The sequence below is a fragment of the Streptomyces sp. AC627_RSS907 genome (assembly GCF_019049165.1).
Map to the genome: position 1 here is coordinate 87,295 of NZ_JAGMUE010000183.1, position 22,061 is coordinate 109,355.

At 74.2% G+C, this 22,061-nt stretch carries 13 protein-coding genes and 3 tRNA genes; 7 read left to right on the top strand and 9 right to left on the bottom strand.

From position 1 onward, the window contains the following. The first annotated feature begins 301 nt into the window (after nucleotides 1-301). The 4 genes from KUM32_RS31140 to KUM32_RS31155 all read left to right on the top strand — a co-directional run bounded on the left by KUM32_RS31140 (nucleotide 302) and on the right by KUM32_RS31155 (nucleotide 6,420). Nucleotides 302-1,576, top strand: a complete 1,275-nt coding sequence (locus tag KUM32_RS31140) for a deoxyguanosinetriphosphate triphosphohydrolase (RefSeq protein ID WP_217145313.1) — start codon at nucleotides 302-304, stop codon at nucleotides 1,574-1,576. A 145-nt stretch (nucleotides 1,577-1,721) separates the two neighbouring features. After that, nucleotides 1,722-2,987, top strand: coding sequence for an FAD-dependent oxidoreductase (locus tag KUM32_RS31145; protein WP_217145314.1), 1,266 nt, complete (start codon nucleotides 1,722-1,724; stop codon nucleotides 2,985-2,987). A gap of 79 nt (nucleotides 2,988-3,066) precedes the next feature. Beyond that, a complete protein-coding gene (gene dnaG, locus KUM32_RS31150) occupies nucleotides 3,067-4,983 on the top strand; it encodes a DNA primase (RefSeq protein WP_217145315.1) in 1,917 nt (638 codons plus the stop codon). A 270-nt stretch (nucleotides 4,984-5,253) separates the two neighbouring features. Further along, nucleotides 5,254-6,420, top strand: a complete 1,167-nt coding sequence (locus tag KUM32_RS31155) for an RNA polymerase sigma factor (protein ID WP_374227577.1) — start codon at nucleotides 5,254-5,256, stop codon at nucleotides 6,418-6,420. Between the two features lie 445 nt (nucleotides 6,421-6,865). On the opposite strand, the gene KUM32_RS31160 is transcribed toward KUM32_RS31155, so the two are convergent. The 4 genes from KUM32_RS31160 to KUM32_RS31175 all read right to left on the bottom strand — a co-directional run bounded on the left by KUM32_RS31160 (nucleotide 6,866) and on the right by KUM32_RS31175 (nucleotide 12,481). Continuing rightward, nucleotides 6,866-8,794, bottom strand: coding sequence for an ABC transporter ATP-binding protein (locus KUM32_RS31160; RefSeq protein ID WP_217145316.1), 1,929 nt, complete (start codon nucleotides 8,792-8,794; stop codon nucleotides 6,866-6,868). Next, nucleotides 8,794-10,527, bottom strand: a complete 1,734-nt coding sequence (locus tag KUM32_RS31165; protein WP_217145317.1) for an ABC transporter ATP-binding protein — start codon at nucleotides 10,525-10,527, stop codon at nucleotides 8,794-8,796. The genes KUM32_RS31160 and KUM32_RS31165 overlap by 1 nt, the downstream gene beginning before the upstream one ends. A gap of 138 nt (nucleotides 10,528-10,665) precedes the next feature. Then, nucleotides 10,666-12,120, bottom strand: coding sequence for an FGGY-family carbohydrate kinase (locus KUM32_RS31170; protein WP_217145318.1), 1,455 nt, complete (start codon nucleotides 12,118-12,120; stop codon nucleotides 10,666-10,668). Nucleotides 12,121-12,175: 55 nt separating this feature from the next. Further along, entirely contained in the window at nucleotides 12,176-12,481 is a 306-nt protein-coding gene (locus KUM32_RS31175; protein WP_217145319.1) for a YtxH domain-containing protein, read from the bottom strand. A 148-nt stretch (nucleotides 12,482-12,629) separates the two neighbouring features. On the opposite strand from KUM32_RS31175, the gene KUM32_RS31180 reads away from it, so the two are divergent. From KUM32_RS31180 to KUM32_RS31190, 3 genes are all read left to right on the top strand, one after another. Further along, nucleotides 12,630-12,702, top strand: a tRNA-Asn gene (locus tag KUM32_RS31180). A gap of 5 nt (nucleotides 12,703-12,707) precedes the next feature. Continuing rightward, nucleotides 12,708-12,780, top strand: a tRNA-Asn gene (locus tag KUM32_RS31185). 232 nt (nucleotides 12,781-13,012) lie between these two features. Further along, a tRNA-Ile gene (locus tag KUM32_RS31190) sits at nucleotides 13,013-13,086 on the top strand. A 47-nt stretch (nucleotides 13,087-13,133) separates the two neighbouring features. Here the strand turns inward: KUM32_RS31190 and KUM32_RS31195 are convergent. The 5 genes from KUM32_RS31195 to KUM32_RS31215 form a co-directional block, all read right to left on the bottom strand. Next, nucleotides 13,134-13,301, bottom strand: coding sequence for a hypothetical protein (locus tag KUM32_RS31195; protein ID WP_217145320.1), 168 nt, complete (start codon nucleotides 13,299-13,301; stop codon nucleotides 13,134-13,136). A 112-nt stretch (nucleotides 13,302-13,413) separates the two neighbouring features. Further along, entirely contained in the window at nucleotides 13,414-14,091 is a 678-nt protein-coding gene (locus KUM32_RS31200) for an ANTAR domain-containing protein (RefSeq protein ID WP_217145321.1), read from the bottom strand. Nucleotides 14,092-14,751: 660 nt separating this feature from the next. Beyond that, entirely contained in the window at nucleotides 14,752-15,801 is a 1,050-nt protein-coding gene (locus KUM32_RS31205; RefSeq protein WP_217145322.1) for a rod shape-determining protein, read from the bottom strand. A gap of 129 nt (nucleotides 15,802-15,930) precedes the next feature. Beyond that, nucleotides 15,931-21,036 carry an SAV_2336 N-terminal domain-related protein gene (locus tag KUM32_RS31210; protein WP_217145323.1) on the bottom strand — a complete coding sequence of 1,702 codons (5,106 nt, stop codon included), beginning with the start codon at nucleotides 21,034-21,036 and terminating at the stop codon, nucleotides 15,931-15,933. Then, complete coding sequence (locus KUM32_RS31215; RefSeq protein ID WP_217145324.1) at nucleotides 21,026-22,051, bottom strand: MoxR family ATPase; 1,026 nt, start codon at nucleotides 22,049-22,051, stop codon at nucleotides 21,026-21,028. Before KUM32_RS31215 ends, KUM32_RS31210 begins: the two co-directional genes overlap by 11 nt. Between the last annotated feature and the right edge of the window lie 10 nt (nucleotides 22,052-22,061).

Sequence of the window (22,061 nt, forward strand, 5' to 3'; positions counted from 1 at the left end):
CCGTTCACACGGACGCGAGCGGACGGAGACGCGAGGGGACGGACCGGGAGGACGGCCTTCGCGGTGCGCCCTCCTCGCGGCCCGGCGATCAGTAACCTAGCCGCGGGAACCTCCTTGATCAGCCGGTGAGAGCCCTGGCGGGCGACCTTTATGGATCCCTTAACAGCCCCCTGAGACTGGGCTCACCCAGCAGGGTCCGCGGACGCTCCCGGACCGGAAACCCCCCCGGCGGCGGGGCGTCCGCGGCACCGTCTCCCCGGCGGGACCCCCACATGTCACATCCGCCCCGTACTGTCATGACATGGAAGGCACCGCATCCCCCACCCCCTACGACCCGACCTCGGTCGCCCGCTGGGCCCCCGAGCCCGACAAACGCCCGGGCCGCACCGCCTTCCAGCGCGACCGGGCCCGCATCCTGCACTCCGCCGCGCTGCGCCGCCTCGCCGGCAAGACCCAGGTCGTCGCGCCGGGGGAGCGCAACCCCGTCTGGGACGCCAGCCCCCGCACCCGCCTCACCCACTCCCTGGAGTGCGCCCAGGTCGGCCGCGAACTCGGCGCCGCCCTCGGCTGCGACCCCGACCTCGTCGAGGCCGCCTGCCTCTCCCACGACCTGGGCCACCCGCCCTTCGGCCACAACGGCGAGCAGGCGCTCAACGCGTTCGCCGAGGACTGCGGCGGCTTCGAGGGCAACGCCCAGTCCCTGAGGCTCCTCACCCGCATCGAGCCCAAGCGGTTCACCGAGGAGGGCTCCGTCGGCCTCAACCTCACCCGCGCCACCCTCGACGCCGCCACCAAGTACCCGTGGCCCCGCGGCGCCCACCCCACCGACCCGGCCTCGCCCAAGTTCGGTGTCTACGACGACGACCGGCCCGTCTTCGAGTGGCTGCGCAAGGACGCCCCCGGCACCCGTACCTGCTTCGAGGCCCAGGTCATGGACTGGGCCGACGACGTGGCGTACTCCGTGCACGACGTCGAGGACGGCCTGCACGCCGGCCACATCGACCCGAACTGCCTGCTCGCCGACCCCGAGCGGGAGGCGGTCTTCGAGGTCGCCGCCGGCCGCTACGTCCCCGCCGGCACCGACCACGCCGAACTCGCCGCCGCCCTCGACCGCCTCCTCGCCCAGGACTGGTGGCCGCACGGCTACGACGGCTCGGCCGTCGCCCAGGCCCGGCTGAAGGACGCCACCAGCCAGCTCATCGGCCGCTTCTGCCTCGCCGCCGAGACCGCCACCCGGGCCGCGTACGGTGACGGCCGGCTCACCCGGTACACCGCCGAACTGGTCGTCCCCCGCGAGACCCGCATGGAATGCGCCGTCCTCAAGGCGGTCGCCGTCCGGTACGTCATGCAGCGCACCGAGCAGGAGCGGCTCCGCGCCGACCAGCGCGTCGTCGTCGCCGAACTGGCCGAGGCGCTCACCGCCCGCGCCCCCGACGGTCTCGACCCCCAGTTCCGCGCCCTGTTCGACCGGGCCGCCGACGACCGGGCCCGCAAACGGGTGATCGTCGACCAGATCGCCTCCCTCACCGACGTCTCGGCCCGTTCGCTTCACGCCCGTCTGACGGGGCATCCATGAGACTGGTGGGACAGGTGTGACCAGGAAGGCCCGGCGGTGCCCGAAACACGGCCCACCGTGGCCTGATCGGGCCACTCCCTCTTCCCGCACCACGCCACGTGCGGGAGGCTCGCACGTGGCGGCACCCTGACGAGGAGGCAAAGAAGTGGTCGACGCGGATCAGACATTCGTCATCGTCGGAGGCGGCCTGGCCGGAGCGAAGGCGGCCGAGACGCTCCGCACGGAGGGCTTCACCGGCCGGGTGATCCTCATCTGCGACGAGCGCGACCACCCCTACGAGCGCCCGCCGCTGTCCAAGGGCTTCCTTCTCGGCAAGGAGGAACGCGACAGCGTCTTCGTGCACGAGCCCGCCTGGTACGCGCAGCACGACGTCGAGCTGCACCTCGGCCAGACCGTCGTCGCCGTCGACCGCGTCGCCAAGACCGTCCACTACGGCGACGACGGCACCCGCGCCAAGTACGACAAGCTGCTCATCGCGACCGGCGCCGAGCCCCGCCGCCTCGACGTCCCCGGCACCGACCTCGCGGGCGTCCACCACCTGCGCCGCCTCGCCCACGCCGAGCGCCTCAAGGGCGTCCTCGCCTCCCTCGGCCGGGACAACGGCCACCTGGTGATCGCCGGCGCCGGCTGGATCGGCCTGGAGGTCGCGGCGGCGGCCCGCGAGTACGGCGCGGAGGTCACCGTCGTCGAGCCGGGCCCGACCCCGCTGCACGGCGTCCTCGGCCCGGAGCTGGGCGCCGTCTTCGCCGAGCTGCACGAGGCGCACGGCGTCCGCTTCCGCTTCGGCGTGAGACTGACCGAGATCGTCGGCCAGGACGGCGTGGTGCTGGCCGCCCGCACCGACGACGGCGAGGAGCACCCCGCCCACGACGTGCTCGCCGCGATCGGCGCCGCCCCGCGCACCGCCCTCGCCCAGGCCGCGGGCCTGGAGATCGCCGACCGCGCCCACGGCGGCGGCATCGTCGTCGACGCGAACCTGCGCACCTCCGACCCCGACATCCACGCGGCCGGCGACGTCGCCTCCTTCCACCACGCCCTCTTCGACACCCGGCTGCGCGTCGAGCACTGGGCCAACGCCCTGAACGGCGGCCCGGCCGCGGCCCGCGCGATGCTCGGCCAGGAGCTCGTCCACGACCGCGTGCCCTACTTCTTCACCGACCAGTACGACCTGGGCATGGAGTACTCCGGCTGGGCGCCGCAGGGCTCGTACGACCAGGTGGTGATCCGCGGGGACGCCGCCAAGCGCGAGTTCATCGCCTTCTGGCTGAAGGAGGGCCGGGTGCTGGCGGGGATGAACGTGAACGTGTGGGACGTCACAGAGCCCATCCAGCAGCTGATCCGCTCGAAGACCCGGGTGGACCCGGAGGCGCTGGCGGACCCGCACGTCTCCCTCGACGGCCTCATCGCCTAGCCGCCGCTCCGCCCCCCGGGGCCGGGAGCCGATCACCTGCCACGGGGGGAACGCCGGCGTGGCCCCGTAGAATCGCCACGTGGCAGGACGGATCAACGACGAGGACGTGAAGGCGGTACGGGACGCGGTCCCGATCGACGCCGTCGTCTCGGAGTACCTCCAGCTGCGCGGCGCGGGCGGCGGCAACCTGAAGGGGCTGTGCCCGTTCCACGACGAGAAGTCCCCGTCCTTCCAGGTCAGCCCCAGCAAGGGTCTCTTCCACTGCTTCGGGTGCCAGGAGGGCGGCGACACCATCACGTTCGTGATGAAGATCGACCACCTCACCTTCTCCGAGGCGGTCGAGCGCCTGGCCGGCCAGGCCGGCATCACCCTGCGCTACGAGGAGGGCGGGTACAACCCGACCCACCAGCGCGGCGAACGCATCCGCCTGGTCGAGGCCCACAAGATCGCCGCCCAGTGGTACGCCGAGCAGCTCGCGACCGGTCCCGAGGCCGACACCGGCCGCGCCTTCCTCGCCGAGCGCGGCTTCGACCAGGCCGCGGCGGAGCACTTCGGCGTCGGCTACAGCCCCCAGGGCTGGGACCACCTCACCCGCTACCTGCGCGGCAAGGGCTTCAGCGACAAGGAGCTGATCCTCTCCGGCCTCTCCCAGGAGGGCCGCCGCGGCCCCATCGACCGCTTCCGCGGCCGGCTGATGTGGCCCATCCGCGACATCGGCGGCGACGTCGTCGGCTTCGGCGCCCGCAAGCTCTACGAGGCGGACAACGGCCCGAAGTACCTGAACACCCCCGACACGGCGATCTACAAGAAGTCCCAGGTCCTGTACGGCATCGACCTCGCGAAGAAGGACATCGCGAAGGCCTCCCGCGCCGTGGTCGTCGAGGGCTACACCGACGTCATGGCCTGCCACCTCGCCGGTGTGACCACCGCGATCGCGACCTGCGGCACGGCCTTCGGCGGCGACCACATCAAGATCCTGCGCCGGCTGCTGATGGACAACGGCTCGGCCCGCGTGATCTTCACCTTCGACGGCGACGCGGCCGGCCAGAAGGCGGCCCTGCGCGCCTTCGAGGACGACCAGAAGTTCGCCGCCGAGACCTACATCGCCATCGCCCCGGACGGCATGGACCCCTGCGACCTGCGCCTGGCCAAGGGGGACGACGCGGTGGCGGACCTGGTGGAGCCGCGCACCCCGCTCTTCGAGTTCGCGCTCCGCCAGATCGTGAGCCGCTACGACCTGGACACCCCGGCCGGCCGTGCGGCGGCACTGGACGAGGCCGCCCCGGTCGTCGCCCGCATCAAGAACAGCGGCGCCCAGCACGAGGTAGCCGTGCAGCTCGCCGGCATGCTCGGCATCCTCGACACGCAGTTCGTGGTCAAGCGCATCGCCCAGCTGGCCCGCTGGTCCCGCGACCGCGGCGGCAAGGGCCCCGCCCCCGACCGGCAGCAGCGCGGCGGCGCCGGCCCGCAGCAGTACGCCGCCCCCGACCGGGCGGTCCCCCGGGGCCCGGCGCTGAACCTGCGCAACCCCGTCTTCGCCACCGAACGCGAGCTGCTCAAGCTCGCCCTCCAGCGCCCGGAGTTGGTCTCCCCGGCCTTCGACGCGTACGGCGTCGACGAGTTCACCGCCCCGCCCTACGCCGCCGTACGCCAGGCGATCCTGGAGGCCGGCGGCGCCGAGTTCGGCGTCCAGGACCCGCAGGACTACCTGGTCCGCGTGCGCGAGGCGGCCCCGGACGACGCCGTCCGCGCCATGGTCACCGAGCTCGCGGTCGAGGAGATCATGCGCCGCGCCGTCGACGAGATGTACGCGGGCGAGGTCCTGGTCCGGGTGCGGCGCCGGGCCGTCGAGCGCCGCGTCCGTGACGTCAACAGCCGGCTGGCGCGCCTGGCCGGTCACGGCGACCCGGCCGAGCTGGCGGCCGTGCAGAACGAGCTGTGGGTCCTCCAGCAGTACGACCAGACCCTGCGCGTCCACGGCGCCGCCGCCCTCTGAGGACCACCCCCGGATCACCACCGGGGTCACCGCCGGTCACGGACCGGACGCAAAAAGTCCCCGCACGCCCCTCGTGGCAGCGATGTGTCGTACCCCACACTGGGATGCGGTGCCTGAGTCCTCGGAGCGCGGCCGACCCGTACCCGACGGGTCCCGATCCCCGCGGTTCCGTTCCGCACGTACGGGACGGACAGCGGTGAGCGAGCCGACTCCGCTCCCGAAGTACCGCTGCCACCCCCGCCGGCAGCGTCCATCCTGGAGGTCGCCCCCGTGCAGACCCAGACCCTCACCCAGTCCGCCGCGCGTGCCGACGGCGCGGAGCCGGACGCCGACAGCGTGGTCCTCGGCGCGGTGCCCCCGCAGCACCGCGCCGTGCACCACCCCGAGAACCGGCCGGACGAGCCGCCCGCGGCGGACGCCCCCGAAGCGGCCGGGCATCCCGGCGACTTCGCCGACGACCCCGCCGACGACCCCGCCGAGGCTCCCCGGCCCGCCGACCCGTCACCCACCCGCACGGAGACCGGCGGGCCCTCCTCCGACCTGTTCCGCCAGTACCTGCGGGAGATCGGCAGGATCCCGCTGCTCACCGCGGCCGAGGAGGTGGACCTCGCCCGCCGCGTGGAGGCCGGGCTGTTCGCCGAGGAGAAGCTGCGGCTCGCCACCGACCTGGACAGCCGGCTCGCCCAGGACCTCGACCGGCTCGTCGTCATGGGCCGCGTCGCCAAACGCCGCCTGATCGAGGCGAACCTGCGGCTCGTCGTCTCCGTGGCCAAACGTTACGTCGGACGCGGACTGACCATGCTCGACCTGGTCCAGGAGGGGAACCTGGGCCTGATCCGGGCCGTGGAGAAGTTCGACTACGCCCGCGGCTACAAGTTCTCCACCTACGCCACCTGGTGGATCCGCCAGGCCATGTCCCGGGCCCTGGCCGACCAGGCCCGCACCATCCGCGTCCCCGTCCACGTCGTGGAGCTGATCAACCGGGTCGTCCGCGTCCAGCGCCGCATGCTCCAGGAACGCGGCTACGAGCCGACCCCGCAGGAGGTCGCCGCCCATCTGGACCTGGCCCCCGAACGCGTCCGGGAGGTACTGCGCCTCGCCCAGGAGCCGGTCTCCCTGCACGCCCCGGTCGGCGAGGAGGACGATGTCGCCCTCGGCGACCTGATCGAGGACGGCGACGCCGCCAGCCCCGTCGAGTCGGCCGCGTTCCTGCTGCTGCGCGAGCACCTGGAGGCGGTCCTGTCCACCCTCGGCGAACGCGAGCGCAAGGTCGTCCAGCTCCGCTACGGCCTGGCCGACGGCCGCCCGCGCACCCTGGAGGAGATCGGCCACCTCTTCGGCGTCACCCGGGAGCGCATCCGGCAGATCGAGTCCAAGACCCTCAACAAACTCCGCGACCACGCCTTCGCGGACCAGCTGCGGGGCTACCTGGACTGAGCCCGGCCCGCCGCCCGCTTCCGGGCGCCGGCGCCGGCGCCGATCGCCACGCCGCACCCGAGCCCGAGCCCGCACCCGCACCTGAGCCCGCACCCGCGTCCGAGCCCGAGGCCGAGCCCGCACCCGAGCCTGCACCCGCGTCCGAGCCCGAGGCCGAGCCCGAGCCCGCACCCGCATCCGAGCCCGAGGCCGAGCCCGCACCCGAGCGCGGGGCCCAGGTCCGGGTCGCCGCTCGGCCGCCCGAGGCCGATGCGCGGGGCGACCCCGGTCGGCAGCCACAGCGCCCCCGGAGCCCGACCGGCCGCCGGAGCCCGACCGGCCCCCGGTGCCGGCGGCGCCGGCCGACGGCGCGTCCGCCTCCGGCCGCCCGGTTCCCGGCCCGGTTCCCCCCGCTGTGGTCCGCCATCGCGTCCGGTCCCCCGCGCCTTCCTGCGTGGCCGACAGGTCAGTCGACCTCGGCGACCGCCTGCGCGAACTGCGCCGCGTACAGGCGCGCGTACCCGCCCTGCGCCGCCAGCAGCTCGCTGTGCGTGCCCTGCTCGACGATGGACCCGTTCTCCATCACCAGGATCACGTCCGCGTCCCGGATCGTCGACAGCCGGTGCGCGATCACGAACGACGTCCGCCCGTGCGCCAGCTTGGCCATCGCCTTCTGGATCAGCACCTCGGTCCGCGTGTCCACGGACGACGTCGCCTCGTCGAGGACCAGGATCACCGGGTCGGACAGGAAGGCCCGCGCGATGGTGATGAGCTGCTTCTCACCGGCGCTCACCCCCGTACCCTCGTCGTCGATCACGGTGTCGTAGCCGTCGGGCAGCGTCCGCACGAACCGGTCGACGTGCGCGGCCCGCGCCGCCTCCTCGATCTCCCCGCGGGTGACCTCGCGGGACGCCCCGTAGGCGATGTTCTCCGCGATGGTGCCGCCGAACAGCCACGTGTCCTGGAGCACCATGCCGATGCCGGCCCGCAGCTCGTCGCGGGACATCGTCGCCATGTCGACGCCGTCCAGGGTGATCCGCCCGCCGGACACCTCGTAGAACCGCATCAGCAGGTTGACGAGCGTCGTCTTCCCGGCTCCCGTCGGACCGACGATGGCGACCGTGTGGCCCGGCTCGACCGTCAGCGACAGGTCCTCGATCAGCGGCTTGCGAGGGTCGTAGCGGAACGACACGTGCTCCAGCTCCACCCGCCCGCGCAGCTTCTCGGGCCGGACACCGGGGACCGGGTCCGCCGACTGCTCCTCCGCGTCCAGCAGCTCGAAGATCCGCTCCGCCGACGCCACGCCCGACTGCACCAGGTTCGCCATCGACGCGACCTGCGTCAGCGGCATCGAGAACTGACGGGAGTACTGGATGAACGCCTGCACGTCACCGATGGACAGCGCGCCCGACGCCACCCGCAGGCCGCCCACCACCGCGACGAGCACGTAGTTCAGGTTCGACACGAACATCATCAGCGGCTGCATGATGCCGCTGTTGAACTGCGCCCTGAACCCGGCCTCGTACAGCGCCTCGTTCTGCTCGGCGAACTGCTTCGCCGACTCCTCCTGACGCCCGAAGACCTTCACCAGCGTGTGCCCGGTGTACATCTCCTCGATGTGCGCGTTCAGTTGCCCCGTCGAGCGCCACTGCCGCACGAACTGCGGCTGCGACCGCTTGCCCACGCGCGTGGCGACCACGAACGACAGCGGGACGGTCACCAGGGCGACCAGGGCCAGGAGCCAGGAGACGTAGAACATCATCGCCAGCACGCCGATGACGGTGAGCAGCGAGTTGATCAGCTGGCCCATCGACTGCTGGAGCGTCTGCCCGACGTTGTCGATGTCGTTCGTCGCCCGGCTCAGCACCTCACCGCGCTGCCGCTTGTCGAAGTACGACAACGGCAGCCGCGACAGCTTCGTCTGCACGTCCTCCCGCAGCCGGAACATCGTCCGGTTGACGGCGCGGTTCACCAGCCGCGTGGCCACCGCCATCAGCAGACCGGCGCCCACGAACGTCGCGAGCGCCAGCAGCAGTACGTGCCCCACGGCGGTGAAGTCGATGCCCTCGCCCGGGGTGAAGTCCGTACCGCCGAGCATGTCGGCGACCTTGGTGTCCCCGCGTTCCCGCAGGGAGTCCAGGACCTCTTCCCTGGTGGCCCCGGACGGCATGTCCCGCCCGACGATCCCCGCGAAGACCAGGTCGGTGGCCCGGCCGAGGATCTTCGGTCCGACCACGCTGAGGGCGACGCTGACGACCACGCACGCCAACAGCACGCAGATGGTCACCCGCTCCGGCCGGAACCGGGCGACGAGCCGTGTGCCCGACCCCTTGAAGTCCATCGAGCGCTGGTCGGGGCCGCCCCCGGCCATCATGCGACCCGCAGGTCCGGCCATCAGGCGGCCTCCGCTTCCGTCAGCTGGGAGAGCACGATCTCCCGGTAGGTCTCGTTGTCCGCCATCAGCTCGTGGTGCCGGCCCGCGCCGACCACCCGCCCCTCGTCCAGCACGATGATCCGGTCCGCCTCCCGGATGGTCGCCACCCGCTGGGCCACGATCACCACGGTGGCCTCGGCCGTCTCCCGGCCCAGCTCGGCGCGGAGCGCGGCGTCGGTGGCGTAGTCGAGGGCGGAGAAGGAGTCGTCGAAGAGGTAGATCTCCGGACGCTGGACCAGGGTCCGGGCGATGGCGAGGCGTTGGCGCTGGCCCCCCGACACATTGGTGCCGCCCTGCGCGATCGGCGCGTCGAGCCCGCCCTCCAGCAGGGACACGAACTCCTTGGCCTGGGCCACCTCCAGCGCGTGCCACAGCTCCTCGTCCGTGGCGTCCGGATTGCCGTACCGCAGGTTGGTCGCGACGGTGCCCGCGAAGAGATACGGCTTCTGCGGCACCAGCCCGACGACCCGGGCCAGCACCTTCGGGTCGACGGTCCGTACGTCCACCCCGTCGACCAGCACCGCGCCGTCGGTGGCGTCGAACAGGCGGGCGACCAGACCGAGCAGCGTGGACTTGCCGCTGCCGGTCGAGCCGATGACGGCGGTCGTCTCGCCCGGCCGGGCCACCAGCTCGACGTTCCTCAGCACCGGCTCCTCGGCCCCCGGATAACGGAACCCGGCACCCCGGACCTCCAGGTGCCCGTGCCGGCGCAGCTCGGTGACCGGCGCCAGGGGCGGCACCACACTGCTCTCGGTCTCCAGGACCTCCTGGATCCGCTCGGCGCACACCTCCGCGCGCGGCACCATCATGAACATGAACGTGGCCATCATCACGGACATGACGATCTGCAGCAGATAGGCGAGGAACGCGGTGAGGTCGCCGATCTGCATCCCGCCGCTGTCGATCCGGTGCGCGCCGAACCACACCACGGCGATCGACGACAGGTTCACCACCGTCATGACCACCGGGAACATCAGCGCGAGCAGGTTGCCGGCGCCCAGCGCCACCTCCGTGAGATCCGCGTTGGCCTTCCGGAACCGCTGCTGCTCGTACTCGTCCCGGACGAAGGCACGGATGACGCGGTTGCCGGTGATCTGCTCGCGCAGCACCCGGTTCACCGTGTCCAGCCGGTCCTGCATGGCCCGGAACAGCGGGCGCAGCCGCCGGACGATCAGCGTGACGCAGACGGCCAGCAGCGGCACGACCGCGACCAGCACCCCGGACAGCGGCACGTCCAGGCCGAGGGCCAGCACGATGCCGCCGGCACACATGATGGGCGCCGACACCATCAGCGTGAACGTCATCAGGGCCAGCATCTGGACCTGCTGGACGTCGTTCGTCGTCCGGGTGATCAGCGAGGGCGCGCCGAACCTGCCGACCTCCCGCGCCGAGAAGGACTGCACGCGGTCGAAGACGGCACCCCGCACGTCCCGGCCGAGCGCGGACGCCGTCCGGGCCCCGTAGTAGACGGCACCGATGTTGCACACCACCTGGACCAGCGAGATGCCGGTCATCAGGGTGCCGTGGCCGAGGATGTAGCCGGAGTCACCCCGCACGACACCCTCGTCGATGATGTCCGCGTTCAGGGTCGGCAGGTAGAGGGTGGCGCAGGTCTGCACGAACTGCAGTGCCACCAGCAGGGCGATGGGTTTCTGGTAGGGCCGGAGATGGGCCCGCAGGAGTCGTATGAGCACGCTGGGTCTCTCGGAGTCGGCGACAGGGGCGGGCGGTTGCCCCTGCCCCCATCGTCGGACACGCCACCCGCTTTACCTCAACCGATTAACCCGACGGCACGCCGAATTCCGGCCCTGGGAGCGGCACGCGAGCGCCCCTCACACGCGCAGCGCCCCCGGATGCGTCTGCTCCCGCACCGTCACGAACTGCTGCCGCACCGCCTGCCCCACCGCCAGTTCCTCGCCCGGCTCCAGCACCTGCGCGACCGCGCCCTGCCAGACCGGGGGAGTGCGCGGGTCCAGCGTGCCCTGGGACACGCCCAGCGCCCACGCCGCCTGCCGGGCCGAGCCGATCGCCGCGTAGTCCGCCGGCTGCGGCACGACGACCTGGGTGCCGAACAGGGCGGGCGCCGCCGCCCGCACGGCCGGCAACTCGGCCGCCGCGCCCAGCAGGAACACCCGCCGTACGTCCACACCCCGGCCGCGCAGCACGTCGAGGGCGTCGGCGAGACCGCACAGCATGCCCTCGAACGCGGCCCGCGCCAGGTGCTCCGGCCGCATCGACTCGCGCCTGAGCCCGGCGAGCGTCCCGGCCGTGTGGGGGAGGTGCGGCGTGCGCTCGCCCTCCAGGTAGGGCAGCAGCACCAGTCCGTGCGCGCCCGGCGTCGACTTCATCGCCAGTTCGGACAGGCTCTCCAGGTCCGGTACGCCGAGCAGTTCCGCCGCGCCGCGCAGGGTGCGTACGGCGTTCAGCGTGGTGACGACCGGCAGGTGCATGCCGGTGGCGTCCGCCAGGGCGGTGATCATCCCGGACTGGTCGACGAGCGGCTCGGTGTGCACGGCCATGACGGACCCGGAGGCGCCCAGCGACACCACCGCGTCGCCCAGCCCGATCCCGAGCCCGAAGGCGGCGGCCTGGGTCTCGCCGGTCCCGGCGGAGATCAGCAGCCCCTCCGGCGTCGTACCGGCCGCGTCGGCCGGGCCGATCACCTCCGGCAGCATCACCTGGTGCCCGAGCGCCAGCTCGACCAGGTCGGGCCGGTAACCGCCGGTCGCCGCCGACCAGTAGCCGGTCCCGGACGCCCCGCCCCGGTCGGTGGTCCTCCTGACCGGCCGTCCGAGCAGCTGCCACACCAGCCAGTCGTGCGCCTGGAGCAGTACGGCGGTCCGCGCGGCGGCCTCGGGCTCGGTCCTCGCCAGCCACCGCAGCTTGGTCACCGGCTGCGCGGCCTGCGGCACCGAGCCCACGGCCTGCGCCCACGCCTCACGCCCGCCGAGCGCGTCGATCAGGTCGGCCGCCGCCACCTGGGCGCGCTTGTCGCCGCCCACCATGGCCGGGCGCACGGTGTTGCCCTGCGCGTCCAGCGGCACGACCGAGTTCGACTGCGCCGAGACACCGATGGCCTGGACACCCTCCAGGAGGCCGCCGCCGGCGGCCTCCCCGAGGGACAGGAGCCAGGCCTGCGGGTCGACGTCCGAGGGACGGCCCCCGCCTTCGGGGCTCTCCACGGGATGCGGTGCGTAGCCCTGCCGCAGCACGGCACCCGTGTCCGAATCGCAGACGACGATACGAGTGAAATCGGGCGAACTGTCCAACCCGGCGACTATCCCCATGCCCGAAATTCTGCCGCACCGGGAGGGGTGTCCGTACCGGGTGGGGGCACCCGCGTCAGGTGTTGCTGGTGCCCCAGTCGTCCGGACCGCTGCCGTTCGTGCTCCGTTCGCGCAGCGAGCGGACCCGCTGGGCCACGGAGTCGGGCATCCGGTCGCCGACCTTGTCGCTCACCACGTGGTAGGCCTTGTCGGCGAAGTGCCGTCCCTGCTGAGCCGCCGACTCCGCGGTGTTGCGGACCGCCGGGTTCTGCGCGACCTGCCGCGCGGACTTCCGCAACTGCTCGTAACGTTCGCGCCCGGCCTTCGCGCCCAGCACGTAACCAACCGCGAGTCCGACGACGAACGTGAGCCGGTACCGCATGGCGGCCACCCTTCCCTTGCCCTGGCTTTCCGGTGTCGGGGAGTACCGATTGGCGAAGCACCCCCCTGCTTGCGCTAATGTATGTGTCGCAGCGAGCGCGCGCCCCCTGGCGAATACCCAGGTAGGTGCGTTCGATGCAACGAGACATTCCTCCGTAGCTCAATTGGCAGAGCAGCCGGCTGTTAACCGGCAGGTTACTGGTTCGAGTCCAGTCGGGGGAGCTCGGTCCTCCGTAGCTCAATTGGCAGAGCAGCCGGCTGTTAACCGGCAGGTTACTGGTTCGAGTCCAGTCGGGGGAGCATCGTGAACGAGGACCCCGTCGGGGTCCTTTTTCATGTCCGGTTCCCTGCCCTGGGCGCGTCCGGTGGTCTTCCGGCGGGCTCCTGGCGACTCCCGGGAACCGCGCGGCACGCTGCGGAGTCCTCAAGGTCATGAAGGCAGCCGTGGAAGCCGACCATCCGAGGCAGGAGATCGTATGAGCGGCTATGCTGCGGCAGACGGCGCGCACACGTGTACGCGACACGCCGCTATGGGGCGGTAGCTCAGCCGGTTAGAGCAGCGGACTCATAATCCGTCGGCCGTGGGTTCGAGTCCCACCCGCCCCACTTCGCGCCACCTCTGCAGAAACCTTCTGGCCCGGTGGCGGCGCGGGCTACGGACCGCCCGCGTCCTCCACGGCGTCCTCGTCGTCCCGCTCGCCCTCCGCCTGGGAGGGAGTGGTGTGCGGCGGGTCCTGGCGCTCCGGGGCGCCCTGCTCGTCGTCGCGTTCGCCCTCCGCCTGGGACGGGGTCCGCTCGCTCTGCTCGTTCGGTTCACTCATCGTGGCGCCTCCTGCTGCCGGACGTGTTCCGCGCCGAGTACCCCGGCCGGCGGACGCACCACACCACCGCCGGAGGGATCAGCGGGTCCTCCGGCGTCCTCGGGGCGGGCTCTCAGCGCCCGAGCCGGTCCAGCGCCGTGCGCAGAGCCGCCCGCACCTCGGGCGGCGGAGCCGGGCCGTCGTTCTCGGCGCCGGCGGTGACCGCCGCGGCGACCACGCGCAGCTTGGTGTTGGACAGCTGGGAGGCCTCCCGCAGGATGTGCCACGCCTCGTCCGGGGTGCAGGCGTGCAGGGCCATGAGCACGCCCCGCGCCTGGTCGATGACCGGGCGGGAGGCGAGGGCCCGGCGCAGCTGCTCCACCTCCTCCTCCAGGACGTGCAGCCGCTCGGCGGGGGCCGCGCAGGGCTCCGGTGCGGGCGGCGGCTCCGGGCGGTGGGCCGTGGCGCGCAGGGGGTCGGTGGTGTCCAGGCCGGCCAGCTCCAGGAGCCGCAGCGGCTGGCCGTGCCAGTTCGTCGCGGTGGCCCGCACCGCCCGCCGGTGGCTGTAGCCGTCCAGCAGGTCCAGGAACCGCAGCCCGGCCCTGTCCATGAACACCACGCCGCGCATGTCCAGGTCGACCCGGCCGACGCCCTCGGCCGGCAGCGTGGCCAGGGCCTCGGCCAGGATGTCCGCGCATCCGTGGACGAGTTCTCCCCGCGGGACGAGCAGCGCCCGGCCCGCGTCCACATGGCCGTCGATGACCAGGATGGCCGGCCTCCCCGCCGGACGTGGTGGTGCCGCTGAGGTCATGTCACCCGCCTTGTCCGTCTTTCGTCCTTCGTCGGTCCCTGACAGACGTCCGCGACGTCCCACAGCCGCCCGGCTGCCGGTCCGGCCGGGGGACCGGGGCCGGGTGTCGGTGGCCGGCTGCGCTGACGGTGCGCCTGCCCGTCGGACGGCGGACTACACCCGGGGCGGGGAATGACCGGCCCATGGGTGGGTAAAGGCGCCGCCCGGGCGGGTGCCGCGCGCCCGCTCGCGCGCCACCCGCCCGCTCCGGGCCCCCGCTGCGGGCCGCCCGTCCGCTCGCGCGCCGCCCGCCCGGCACCGAGTGGTGCCGCCGCGCCCGGACGCGCTCACAGGGGTGACCGCCACACGACCGTCGTCCCGTAGCTGTCGCCGTCGCCGCGCGGATCTCGGTGAGGCCGTCCCGGCCGGGGGCGGCGGGGGGCAGGGTCGCCGAGGCGGCGCCGGTCAGCTCGACGGCGCCGTCCACGACGTGCCGCAGGGTGCTGCGCAGGTCGAGGTCGGCGCCGACCCCCAGGACCGCGTCGAGGAGGCGGGTCAGCCGGGGCGCGGGCCCGGCGGGCTGCGCGGTCATGCGGCCGGTTCCCGGTGAGGGTGATGGGACAGGTGGCAGGGGACAGAGGACAGGTGGCAGAGGACAGGTGGCAGGGGACAGGGCGGGGGTCAGTCGGACGACGTCGGGTGCAGGGCCAGCGGCTCGATCCCGCCCTCCAGCATGGTGCCGAGGCCCTGGACCGCGCACACGTCGGGCCGCTCCGCGATGTGCACCGGCATGCCGGTGGCCTGACGCAGCATCTGGTCGAAGCCGGGCAGCAGCGCGCTCCCGCCGACCATCATGATCCCGCGGTCGGCGAGGTCCGCGACCAGATCGGGGGGACAGACCCGCAGCACCTTGCCGATGCCGTCGAGCACGGCCGTCAGCGGTGTCTGGATGGCGTCGCGCACGGCGGCGGTGTCCACCTGGACGCTGCGGGGGAGCCCGGTCGCCACGTCCCGTCCGTGGATCTCGGTGGACACCGGGCCCTGCGGGGTCAGCCCGTTGCCGGACAGGGCGACCTGGAGCGGTCGCACGGACTGGCTGGGCAGCAGCAGCTCGTGCTGGTGGCGCAGGTGCTGCACGATCGCGTGGTCCACGGCCTCACCGCCGACCGGGATCCGCTCGGCGCACACGATCGAGCCGAGGGAGAGCACCGCGACCTGCGTGGCGTGCGCCCCGCAGACCATGACCATGGTCGCCTCGGGCCGCTCCACGGGCAGTCCGCAGCCGACCGCCGCGGCGATCAGCGTGTCGACGAGTTCCACGCGGCGCGCGCCGAGCCCGACCAGCGTCTCGATCGCCGCCCGGCGGGCCAGCGGATCGGCGTCGTGCGGGGTGCAGGCGGCGGCGCGCAGCCGGGGCTTGCGGCGCAGGGTGCGGCGCATCTTGTCACCGAGCAGGTGCCGCAGCATGCGCTGGGCCATCTCGATGTCGACGACCGTGCCGCCGGAGACGGGCCGCACGACGCGGATGTAGGCGGGGGTGCGGCCCGTCATCCGCTCCGCGAACTCACCGACCGCGATGAGCGCGCCGGTGCGGGTGTTGACCGCGGCGGCGGACGGCTGGTCCACGACGAGCCCGACACCTTTGACGTACACGCGGGTCCGCGCCGCGCCCAGGTCGACGGCGAAGTGGCAGCGGCGCAGCTGCTCCAGACTGGCGGTACTGGCGGTCATGCAGATCCTCCCGAGAGCGCGGACCGTGCGGACCGCCCGGTGGGCGGCCTCCCCGGCATCGTGCGCCGAAGCCGCAGCGGGCGCCTTCTGGAGGGGGCCGGGCGGGGGGCCGCCGAACGGGGGGTGTGGTCAGCGGCCCTCGGCGGCGGTGAGCAGGGGACGCAGATCCGGTACGAGGAGTGCGTCGCCGTCCGCGGCCCGCAGTTCCCGCCGGACGCGTTCGCTGCGCCAGTAGCCGACGAACGGCAGACCGATCGCGCGCGCGGCGGACTGTTCGGCGACGCAGGAACCGATCAGCACGCACGCGTCGGCCGGGGCGCCGAGCCGCTCCAGGGCCCGGTGGAGGACGTCCGGGTCGGGCATGAGGCGGGTGAGACCGGCGTCCCGGCCGTGGACCCCGCCCGGGAGACGGTCCATCAGGTCTCGCCGCCGCAGATGCGCGGCGACCGGGGCCGGTGCCCGGTCGGTCACCACGGCGGTGGGCACCCCGCGGGTGTCCAGCGCCTGGATCAGCCGGCCGGCCAGGGGGGTCGCCCGGGCGGTGCGCGCCGCGCGCTTTTCGTGCCGTTCGAGCCGGCGGCTCACGTCCGGGGCGAGCCGGTGTCCGGCGAGCGCCCGGACGAAGTCGAGGGTGCCGGCGTACCCCTCCGACGCGGCCCGGGGCAGCGGGACCCCGGCCAGCGCGTCCTCGGGGTCACGCTCCTCCACGACGAGGCGTGCGATGTCCAGCAGCGCCTCCCGCTCCGCGGCGGGCCGGTACAGCCGGGCCAGCACGTCGTCGAAGCCGAGGAGCACACAGCGGGCGCCGGCGATCAGCTCCGCGGGGGAGGCCGCCGTGCGGCGGGCCCGGGCACGGACGCCGGCCGGGGCCGGGGCACGCTCGGACCGCGGGCCGGAGGACCACCGGACGTCGTATCCGGGCACGTCCACCCGCCCGAGGTCGAAGGTACGGCCCTCCCGGACCGCGGCGAGGGGGCCCGCGGTCCGTTCCGCGATCACGGCGCGCGGGTCGGTGTGCCGCCCGGCCACGGCCCGCACCGGGTCCACCACGCGCCACACCGCGTCGACCCCGGGCAGCTCCGTGGGGAGGACCTGCTCGGACAGGTCGACCTCGAAGTACTGCCAGGCCGCACGGGACGGCCCGGGCGCCGACCGCACCCGGGGGGAGTCCGGCAGGACGAGATCACCGCCGGGCAGCCGCAGGACCACGGTCCGCGACGCGTCGCGGGGGACGGGCACCCAGCCGCCCGACGGCATCGGGAACGGCCCGCGCACCGCGCCGTCGGCCTGCTCCGTCGCCCCGGGACCCCCGGCACCGTCGACCGGCCGGTACCAGCCGGTGCGGTCGCCCAGCGGCCGGAACCCGTCCGGCGCGAGGGCGGGGCCGTCCGGGCCCTCCTCGTACACCACGTCGTGGTAGAGGGAGTCCGAGAGGGCGACGACCGCCTGTGCGCCGGAGGTGTCCAGGGCCGCGTCGACCGATGCGGCGTCGGCGCGGAAGGCCTGCGCCTCGGTGCCGTCCGGCCGGAACTCCGCCTGCCAGAAGTCCGCCCGCAGCCGCAGGCCGCCCACGTGAGCCAGCCGCCCGGACAGTCCCTCCACGGTGGCCCGCAGCAGGCGGGAGGCCTCCACCCGCGGTTCCAGCAGCACGAGGACGCCGTCCTGGTCGTCCCGGAGCCGGTAGGCGTCAGCGTCGAGCCCGCTGTCCGCCAGCAGCTCCGCGACCACGCCGCGCAGGGCCGCGTGGGCCTCGTCGCCCCGGGGGCCGTCGGCGAACGCGTAGCGGGCGCAGTCGCGGAACTCGGTGTCGAGGCCGGCGTCGTCCTCCGCGTCGTCGTCCGTGGCCTCCGCGGTCTCCGGGGCCGTCCCGTGGGCGACGTCGTCGTCCGGGCCGCCTCCCCATGCGCCGCTCCCGGCGAGCGGGCCTGCCGGCGGCTCCCCGGCCGCCTCGCCTCGCCCGGCCGCCTCGCCTGGTCCGTACGGCTCGGCCGATCCGTACGGGTCCTCCTGGTCCTCCGGCTCCTCCAGCAGGGGTGTCCACAGGGCGTCCTCGGTGGGAAAGGGGCCCTCCGGAAGTTCGTCCGGCGCGGACACGACGCCGCCGGCCCCGTCCGTGTCCGGCTCCGCGTACTCCGGCCACGGGCGCTGGTCCGCCGGCTCGTGCTCCTCGCGCAGTTCCCGGCCCAGCGCCACCAGAGCCGGGCTCCGGCCTCCGGACAGCTCGTACTCCTCGTACACCTCCAGGGCCTCCTCGGCCCGTCCCTGGCCGCGCAGCGCGATCAGGTACAGGCGGCGGAAGTCCTCGCGGTGCGGGTGGGCACGCAGCAGGCCGGCCAGGTCGGTGGACGCGCGGTCGTACCAGCCGAGGGCCAGGTCGATCTCGGCGCGCTTGGTGTACAGGGCGAGGCGGAGCCGCTGCAGGCGGGTGCGGGCGGTGCGGGCGGCCGGGCCGGGCACGTCCGCCAGCGGTTCCTCCCCGCTCCACAGGGCCAGTGCCTCGGCGACCCGGTCGCGGGCGTCGGTGAGCGAGCCCTCCAGCCGGGCCATGTCGGCACGCCGCACCAGGTAGTCGCAGTGCACGACGTCCACGTAGTCCGCGCTGGTGTGCACCGCGTAGCCGTGGGCCGGCCTCGCCAGCACGCCCGGGCCCAGCACGGCCGCCAGTCGGTCCGCGAGGCGGGTCAGCTCGGCGCGCGGGTTCCTCGGCTCGTCGCCCGGGTCCCACAGCCCCCACCGCAGCTCGTCGTGCGTCACCGTGCGGCCGTGCTTGAGGAGGAGCACGGCGAGCAGCGCGCGGACGTCCGGATCGAGGCCGGGGGTGCCGTCGGGGAGGTCGACCCGCAGCGGGCCCAGGACGCGGTACCGGCGCCGCCGGTAGGCCTCCCGCGCCCGTGTCGACAGCACCGGGTGCGTGAGCCTCTCCCGGCCCCGGGCCTGTGTCGTCGCGGAGGGGGACATCAGCTGGTCGAAGGCGTGCGCGTATTGCATCCGCAGGCTCTCCGGCAGACGGTCGAGGTGGCGGGAGTCGACCGGGACCGTCACGTGCGACGTGCCCGACGTCAGCCGCAGCAGCACCTCGCACAGGGCCCGCAGGTCCCCGGAACGCCCGGCGGGCCCGTGTGTCAGGCCCGGTTCGAAGAGACTGAGCCGGACCCTCCCGTCCGGCAGGAGCACCACCCGGGACGTCTCCAGCGCGCCGTGCGTGACGCCCGCCTCGTGCACGGCGGCGAGCGCGCGGGCCAGCTGGGTCCCGACCGACACGGTCAACGGCGCCGGAAGCCGGTGACCGTAGGACCGCGTGAGGGTGTTCAGGGCGATGCCGTCGAGGTGCTCCATGACGACGTACGGGATGCCGTCTTCGATGCCGACGTCGTGGACGGCCACCACGTTGCGGTGGCTGATCCCCTTCAGGAGCCTCGCGGCGCGCAGGAACGCCTCGCGGCGCGCGCGGTCGGTGAGCGCCTCGTGCAGCCGGATCGTCACCGTCCGGTTCCCGGTCCGGTCCTCGGCCAGCCACACACGGCCGGTGGGCGTGAGCCGTCGCAGCGGCCGGTAGCGGCCGGCCAGCCCCGGCGGGAGGGGCGAGGCGGCCGGCGTCCGCTCCAGGTGGGCCAGCCGGTGCGCGCTCTCCCGGCTGATCTCCGCGACCCCCTCGGTCCGCGCGGCCCGCACGGTGCCCTGGGGGGACGGGACCAGCGCGGTGAACTCGCCGGGCGAGCGACCCGCGCGCTCGTCGATCAGCCCGCCGGTCCGCAGCAGCAGTTCACGGGTGCGGCTGCGGGCGGTGCGGGGCAGGCCGCGCAGCAGGAGGTCGCGGACGCCGGGACGGAAGGCGTAGGAACCGGCCGGTCCGGCGACGGACGTGAGCATGCCGCTGAGGATCACCTCGGCCAGGTGCTGGGGGCGCGGGTGCGGCTCGACGGCGGCCTGCACGAGACGCATGACCGGCAGGTCCGGGCGCCCGAGCGCGAGGTGTCCGGCCAGCCGGAACGCCTCCGGGGACGCGGTCGCCCGAAAGCGCAGCACCAGTTCCTCGGCGGACAGCGCGGCGAGGTCGGTGCGGTCGTCGGCGTCCGCGGGCAGCGGGCGGTGCAGCGGGGCCGCCGCGCCGGGGTGCTCGGTGCCGCCCGGGCTCGCGACCAGCGCCGCCCAGTTGGCCAGCCAGCGCGGGTCCGGCTCCAGCACCGGGACGGGCACGGCCCCCTCCGGCCCGAACGGGACGGTGGTGTCGTAGGGGAGGAAGGTGAGCGTCGCGTCGGCGGCGGCGCGGTGCGGTGCCGACAGCCGCCCGGGGACGGGGGGCAGGGCGGTGTCCCGCCACAGGTGCTCGGGCAGGGGCTGGACGACGGCCAGCGGCATCTGGCGCGCCCAGCGGCGCAGGGTGGTGTACCAGAGCGTGCCGGCCGGGCCCTCGCGCCACTGCGGACCCATGCAGTCGCTGACCAGGAGGGTGACCGTGCGGCCGTCGGCGGGCGCGTGGGCGCCGCCGCCCCCCACCGTGCCGTCCGGCTCCGCCCGGTGCAGGGCGACCGTGCGGAAGACGCCCGACTGGGCCAGCACCGTGTGCAGTTCGCGGACGAAGGGCCGCCAGACGGGCATCGTGGGTCCGGCGTCGTACACCAGGTTCAGGCGCAGCCAGCGTTCCCGCGCCGGGCGCATCACCGGGAGCCACCAGCGCGGGTCGGCGCCCAGGCGGGCGATGCGGTCGGCGGTCGCCCGCTCGTCCACCACCCGGCCGAGCGGCGCGTCGGTACGGCGCTGCAGGGGCCGCAGGGCGCGCTGCAGCGCCAGGGGGTGGCGCAGCATCGGCGGGGCGGGGGCCAGCAGGGAGCTGTGGGGTTCGGTCGCCGCCGACCCCCGGGCGGGGGCCGGGGAGGGCAGGCGCAGCGGGGTGCGGGCCGCCTCGGGCGCGGGGGGCGGCTTCTCGCGCCGGTCCCGCCCGTCCCGGTCGCCCCGCGGCCGGCGGGGGTCCCGCCGCTCACCCCGGTCCCGTCGCTCCTGCTGCTCCGCCGGCCGCCGCGGGGGCGCGGCCGGCGGCGGCCCGTCGGCGTCCGCCTGCGCCGGACCGCGGGGCCCGGCCGGCGCCTCCGTGTCCCCGTCGGGCTCCATCCGCCCGGCGAGCCACAGGAGTTCGGCCAGCTCCAGCGGGGTCGGGCGCGCGTCCGAAGCCGCCCGGGCCAGGATGTCGGCCAGGCGGGGCAGCGGCGCCGGCGGGCCGGGGCGGTCAGAAGGCATCCGGCTGCGGGGCCTGGCCCAGGTACGGCATCAACTGCTCCGCGAGCTCGTCGAGGGAGTCGGTGCCGAGACCGGAGGCACGGGCCAGGTAGATGGCGTTCAGGAGCTGGTCGGTGGCCAGGTCACCGCTGCCCACCCGGGACAGGAACCGGTTGATCAGCCGCCGCGCGTACGCGTCGGGCTCGCCCAGGTGGGCGCGGACGATCTCGGCGAGGTGGACGTCGTCCGGCTGCCGCAGGCGCAGCGCGACGCAGCGGCGCAGGAAGGCGGGCGGGAACTCGCGCTCGCCGTTGCTGGTGAGGACGACGAAGGGGAAGGCCTTGCAGCGGACCCGGCCGCGTTCCACCGGGACCCGCTGGTCGGTGCCGTCGACCATCACCTCCGCCCGCCGGTCCGGGGTGTCCCGGGAGGCGCGGACCAGTTCGGGAATCTCGTACTGGCCCTCCTCCAGGACGTTCAGCAGGTCGTTGGGCAGGTCCAGGTCGCTCTTGTCGATCTCGTCGATGAGCAGGGCGCGGGGGCGGGCGTAGGGGAGGAGGGCGGTGCCGAGCGGGCCGAGGCGCAGGTGGTTCTCGATGCCCGTGTCGGCCGGGGGGCCGTCGGGCCGTTCGGTGGCGTGCCGCGCCGCGTACAGCCGGGAGAGCGGGTCGTAGGTGTAGAGGCCGTCGTGGAGCGTGCTGCGGCTGGTGATGTTCCACCTGAGGACCGGGCCGAGCCGCAGTTCGCGGGCGACCGCGTAGGCGAGGGACGACTTCCCGGTGCCTGGCGGGCCGGTGACCAGCAGCGGGCGCCGCAGGTACAGGGCCGCGTTGACCAGCTGCACCGTGTGCTCCGTGGCCTGGTAGGTCGCGGCGCGGTGGGTGCGGTCGGGGGAGGTGGCGGAGGCGTCGGCGTCCTCGTCCGGCGGGTCGAGCACGGGGCCGCCGTCGAAGGCCCGCCAGGGCGGGGGAGGGGGCAGCTTGGTGATGCCGTCGTGCGGTGCCGGTGCGCCGGTGTAGACGGGCCACAGGGGCATGGGTTCTTCT

What these genes read in the sequence shown, in the direction of transcription:
- KUM32_RS31140 (WP_217145313.1), top strand. Translation starts at nt 302, where the DNA reads ATGGAAGGCACCGCATCCCCCACCCCCTACGACCCGACCTCGGTCGCC.
- KUM32_RS31160 (WP_217145316.1), bottom strand. Translation starts at nt 8,794, where the DNA reads ATGGCCGGACCTGCGGGTCGCATGATGGCCGGGGGCGGCCCCGACCAG.
- KUM32_RS31170 (WP_217145318.1), bottom strand. Translation starts at nt 12,120, where the DNA reads ATGGGGATAGTCGCCGGGTTGGACAGTTCGCCCGATTTCACTCGTATC.
- KUM32_RS31175 (WP_217145319.1), bottom strand. Translation starts at nt 12,481, where the DNA reads ATGCGGTACCGGCTCACGTTCGTCGTCGGACTCGCGGTTGGTTACGTG.
- KUM32_RS31195 (WP_217145320.1), bottom strand. Translation starts at nt 13,301, where the DNA reads ATGAGTGAACCGAACGAGCAGAGCGAGCGGACCCCGTCCCAGGCGGAG.
- KUM32_RS31200 (WP_217145321.1), bottom strand. Translation starts at nt 14,091, where the DNA reads ATGACCTCAGCGGCACCACCACGTCCGGCGGGGAGGCCGGCCATCCTG.
- KUM32_RS31205 (WP_217145322.1), bottom strand. Translation starts at nt 15,801, where the DNA reads ATGACCGCCAGTACCGCCAGTCTGGAGCAGCTGCGCCGCTGCCACTTC.
- KUM32_RS31210 (WP_217145323.1), bottom strand. Translation starts at nt 21,036, where the DNA reads ATGCCTTCTGACCGCCCCGGCCCGCCGGCGCCGCTGCCCCGCCTGGCC.
- KUM32_RS31215 (WP_217145324.1), bottom strand. Translation starts at nt 22,051, where the DNA reads ATGCCCCTGTGGCCCGTCTACACCGGCGCACCGGCACCGCACGACGGC.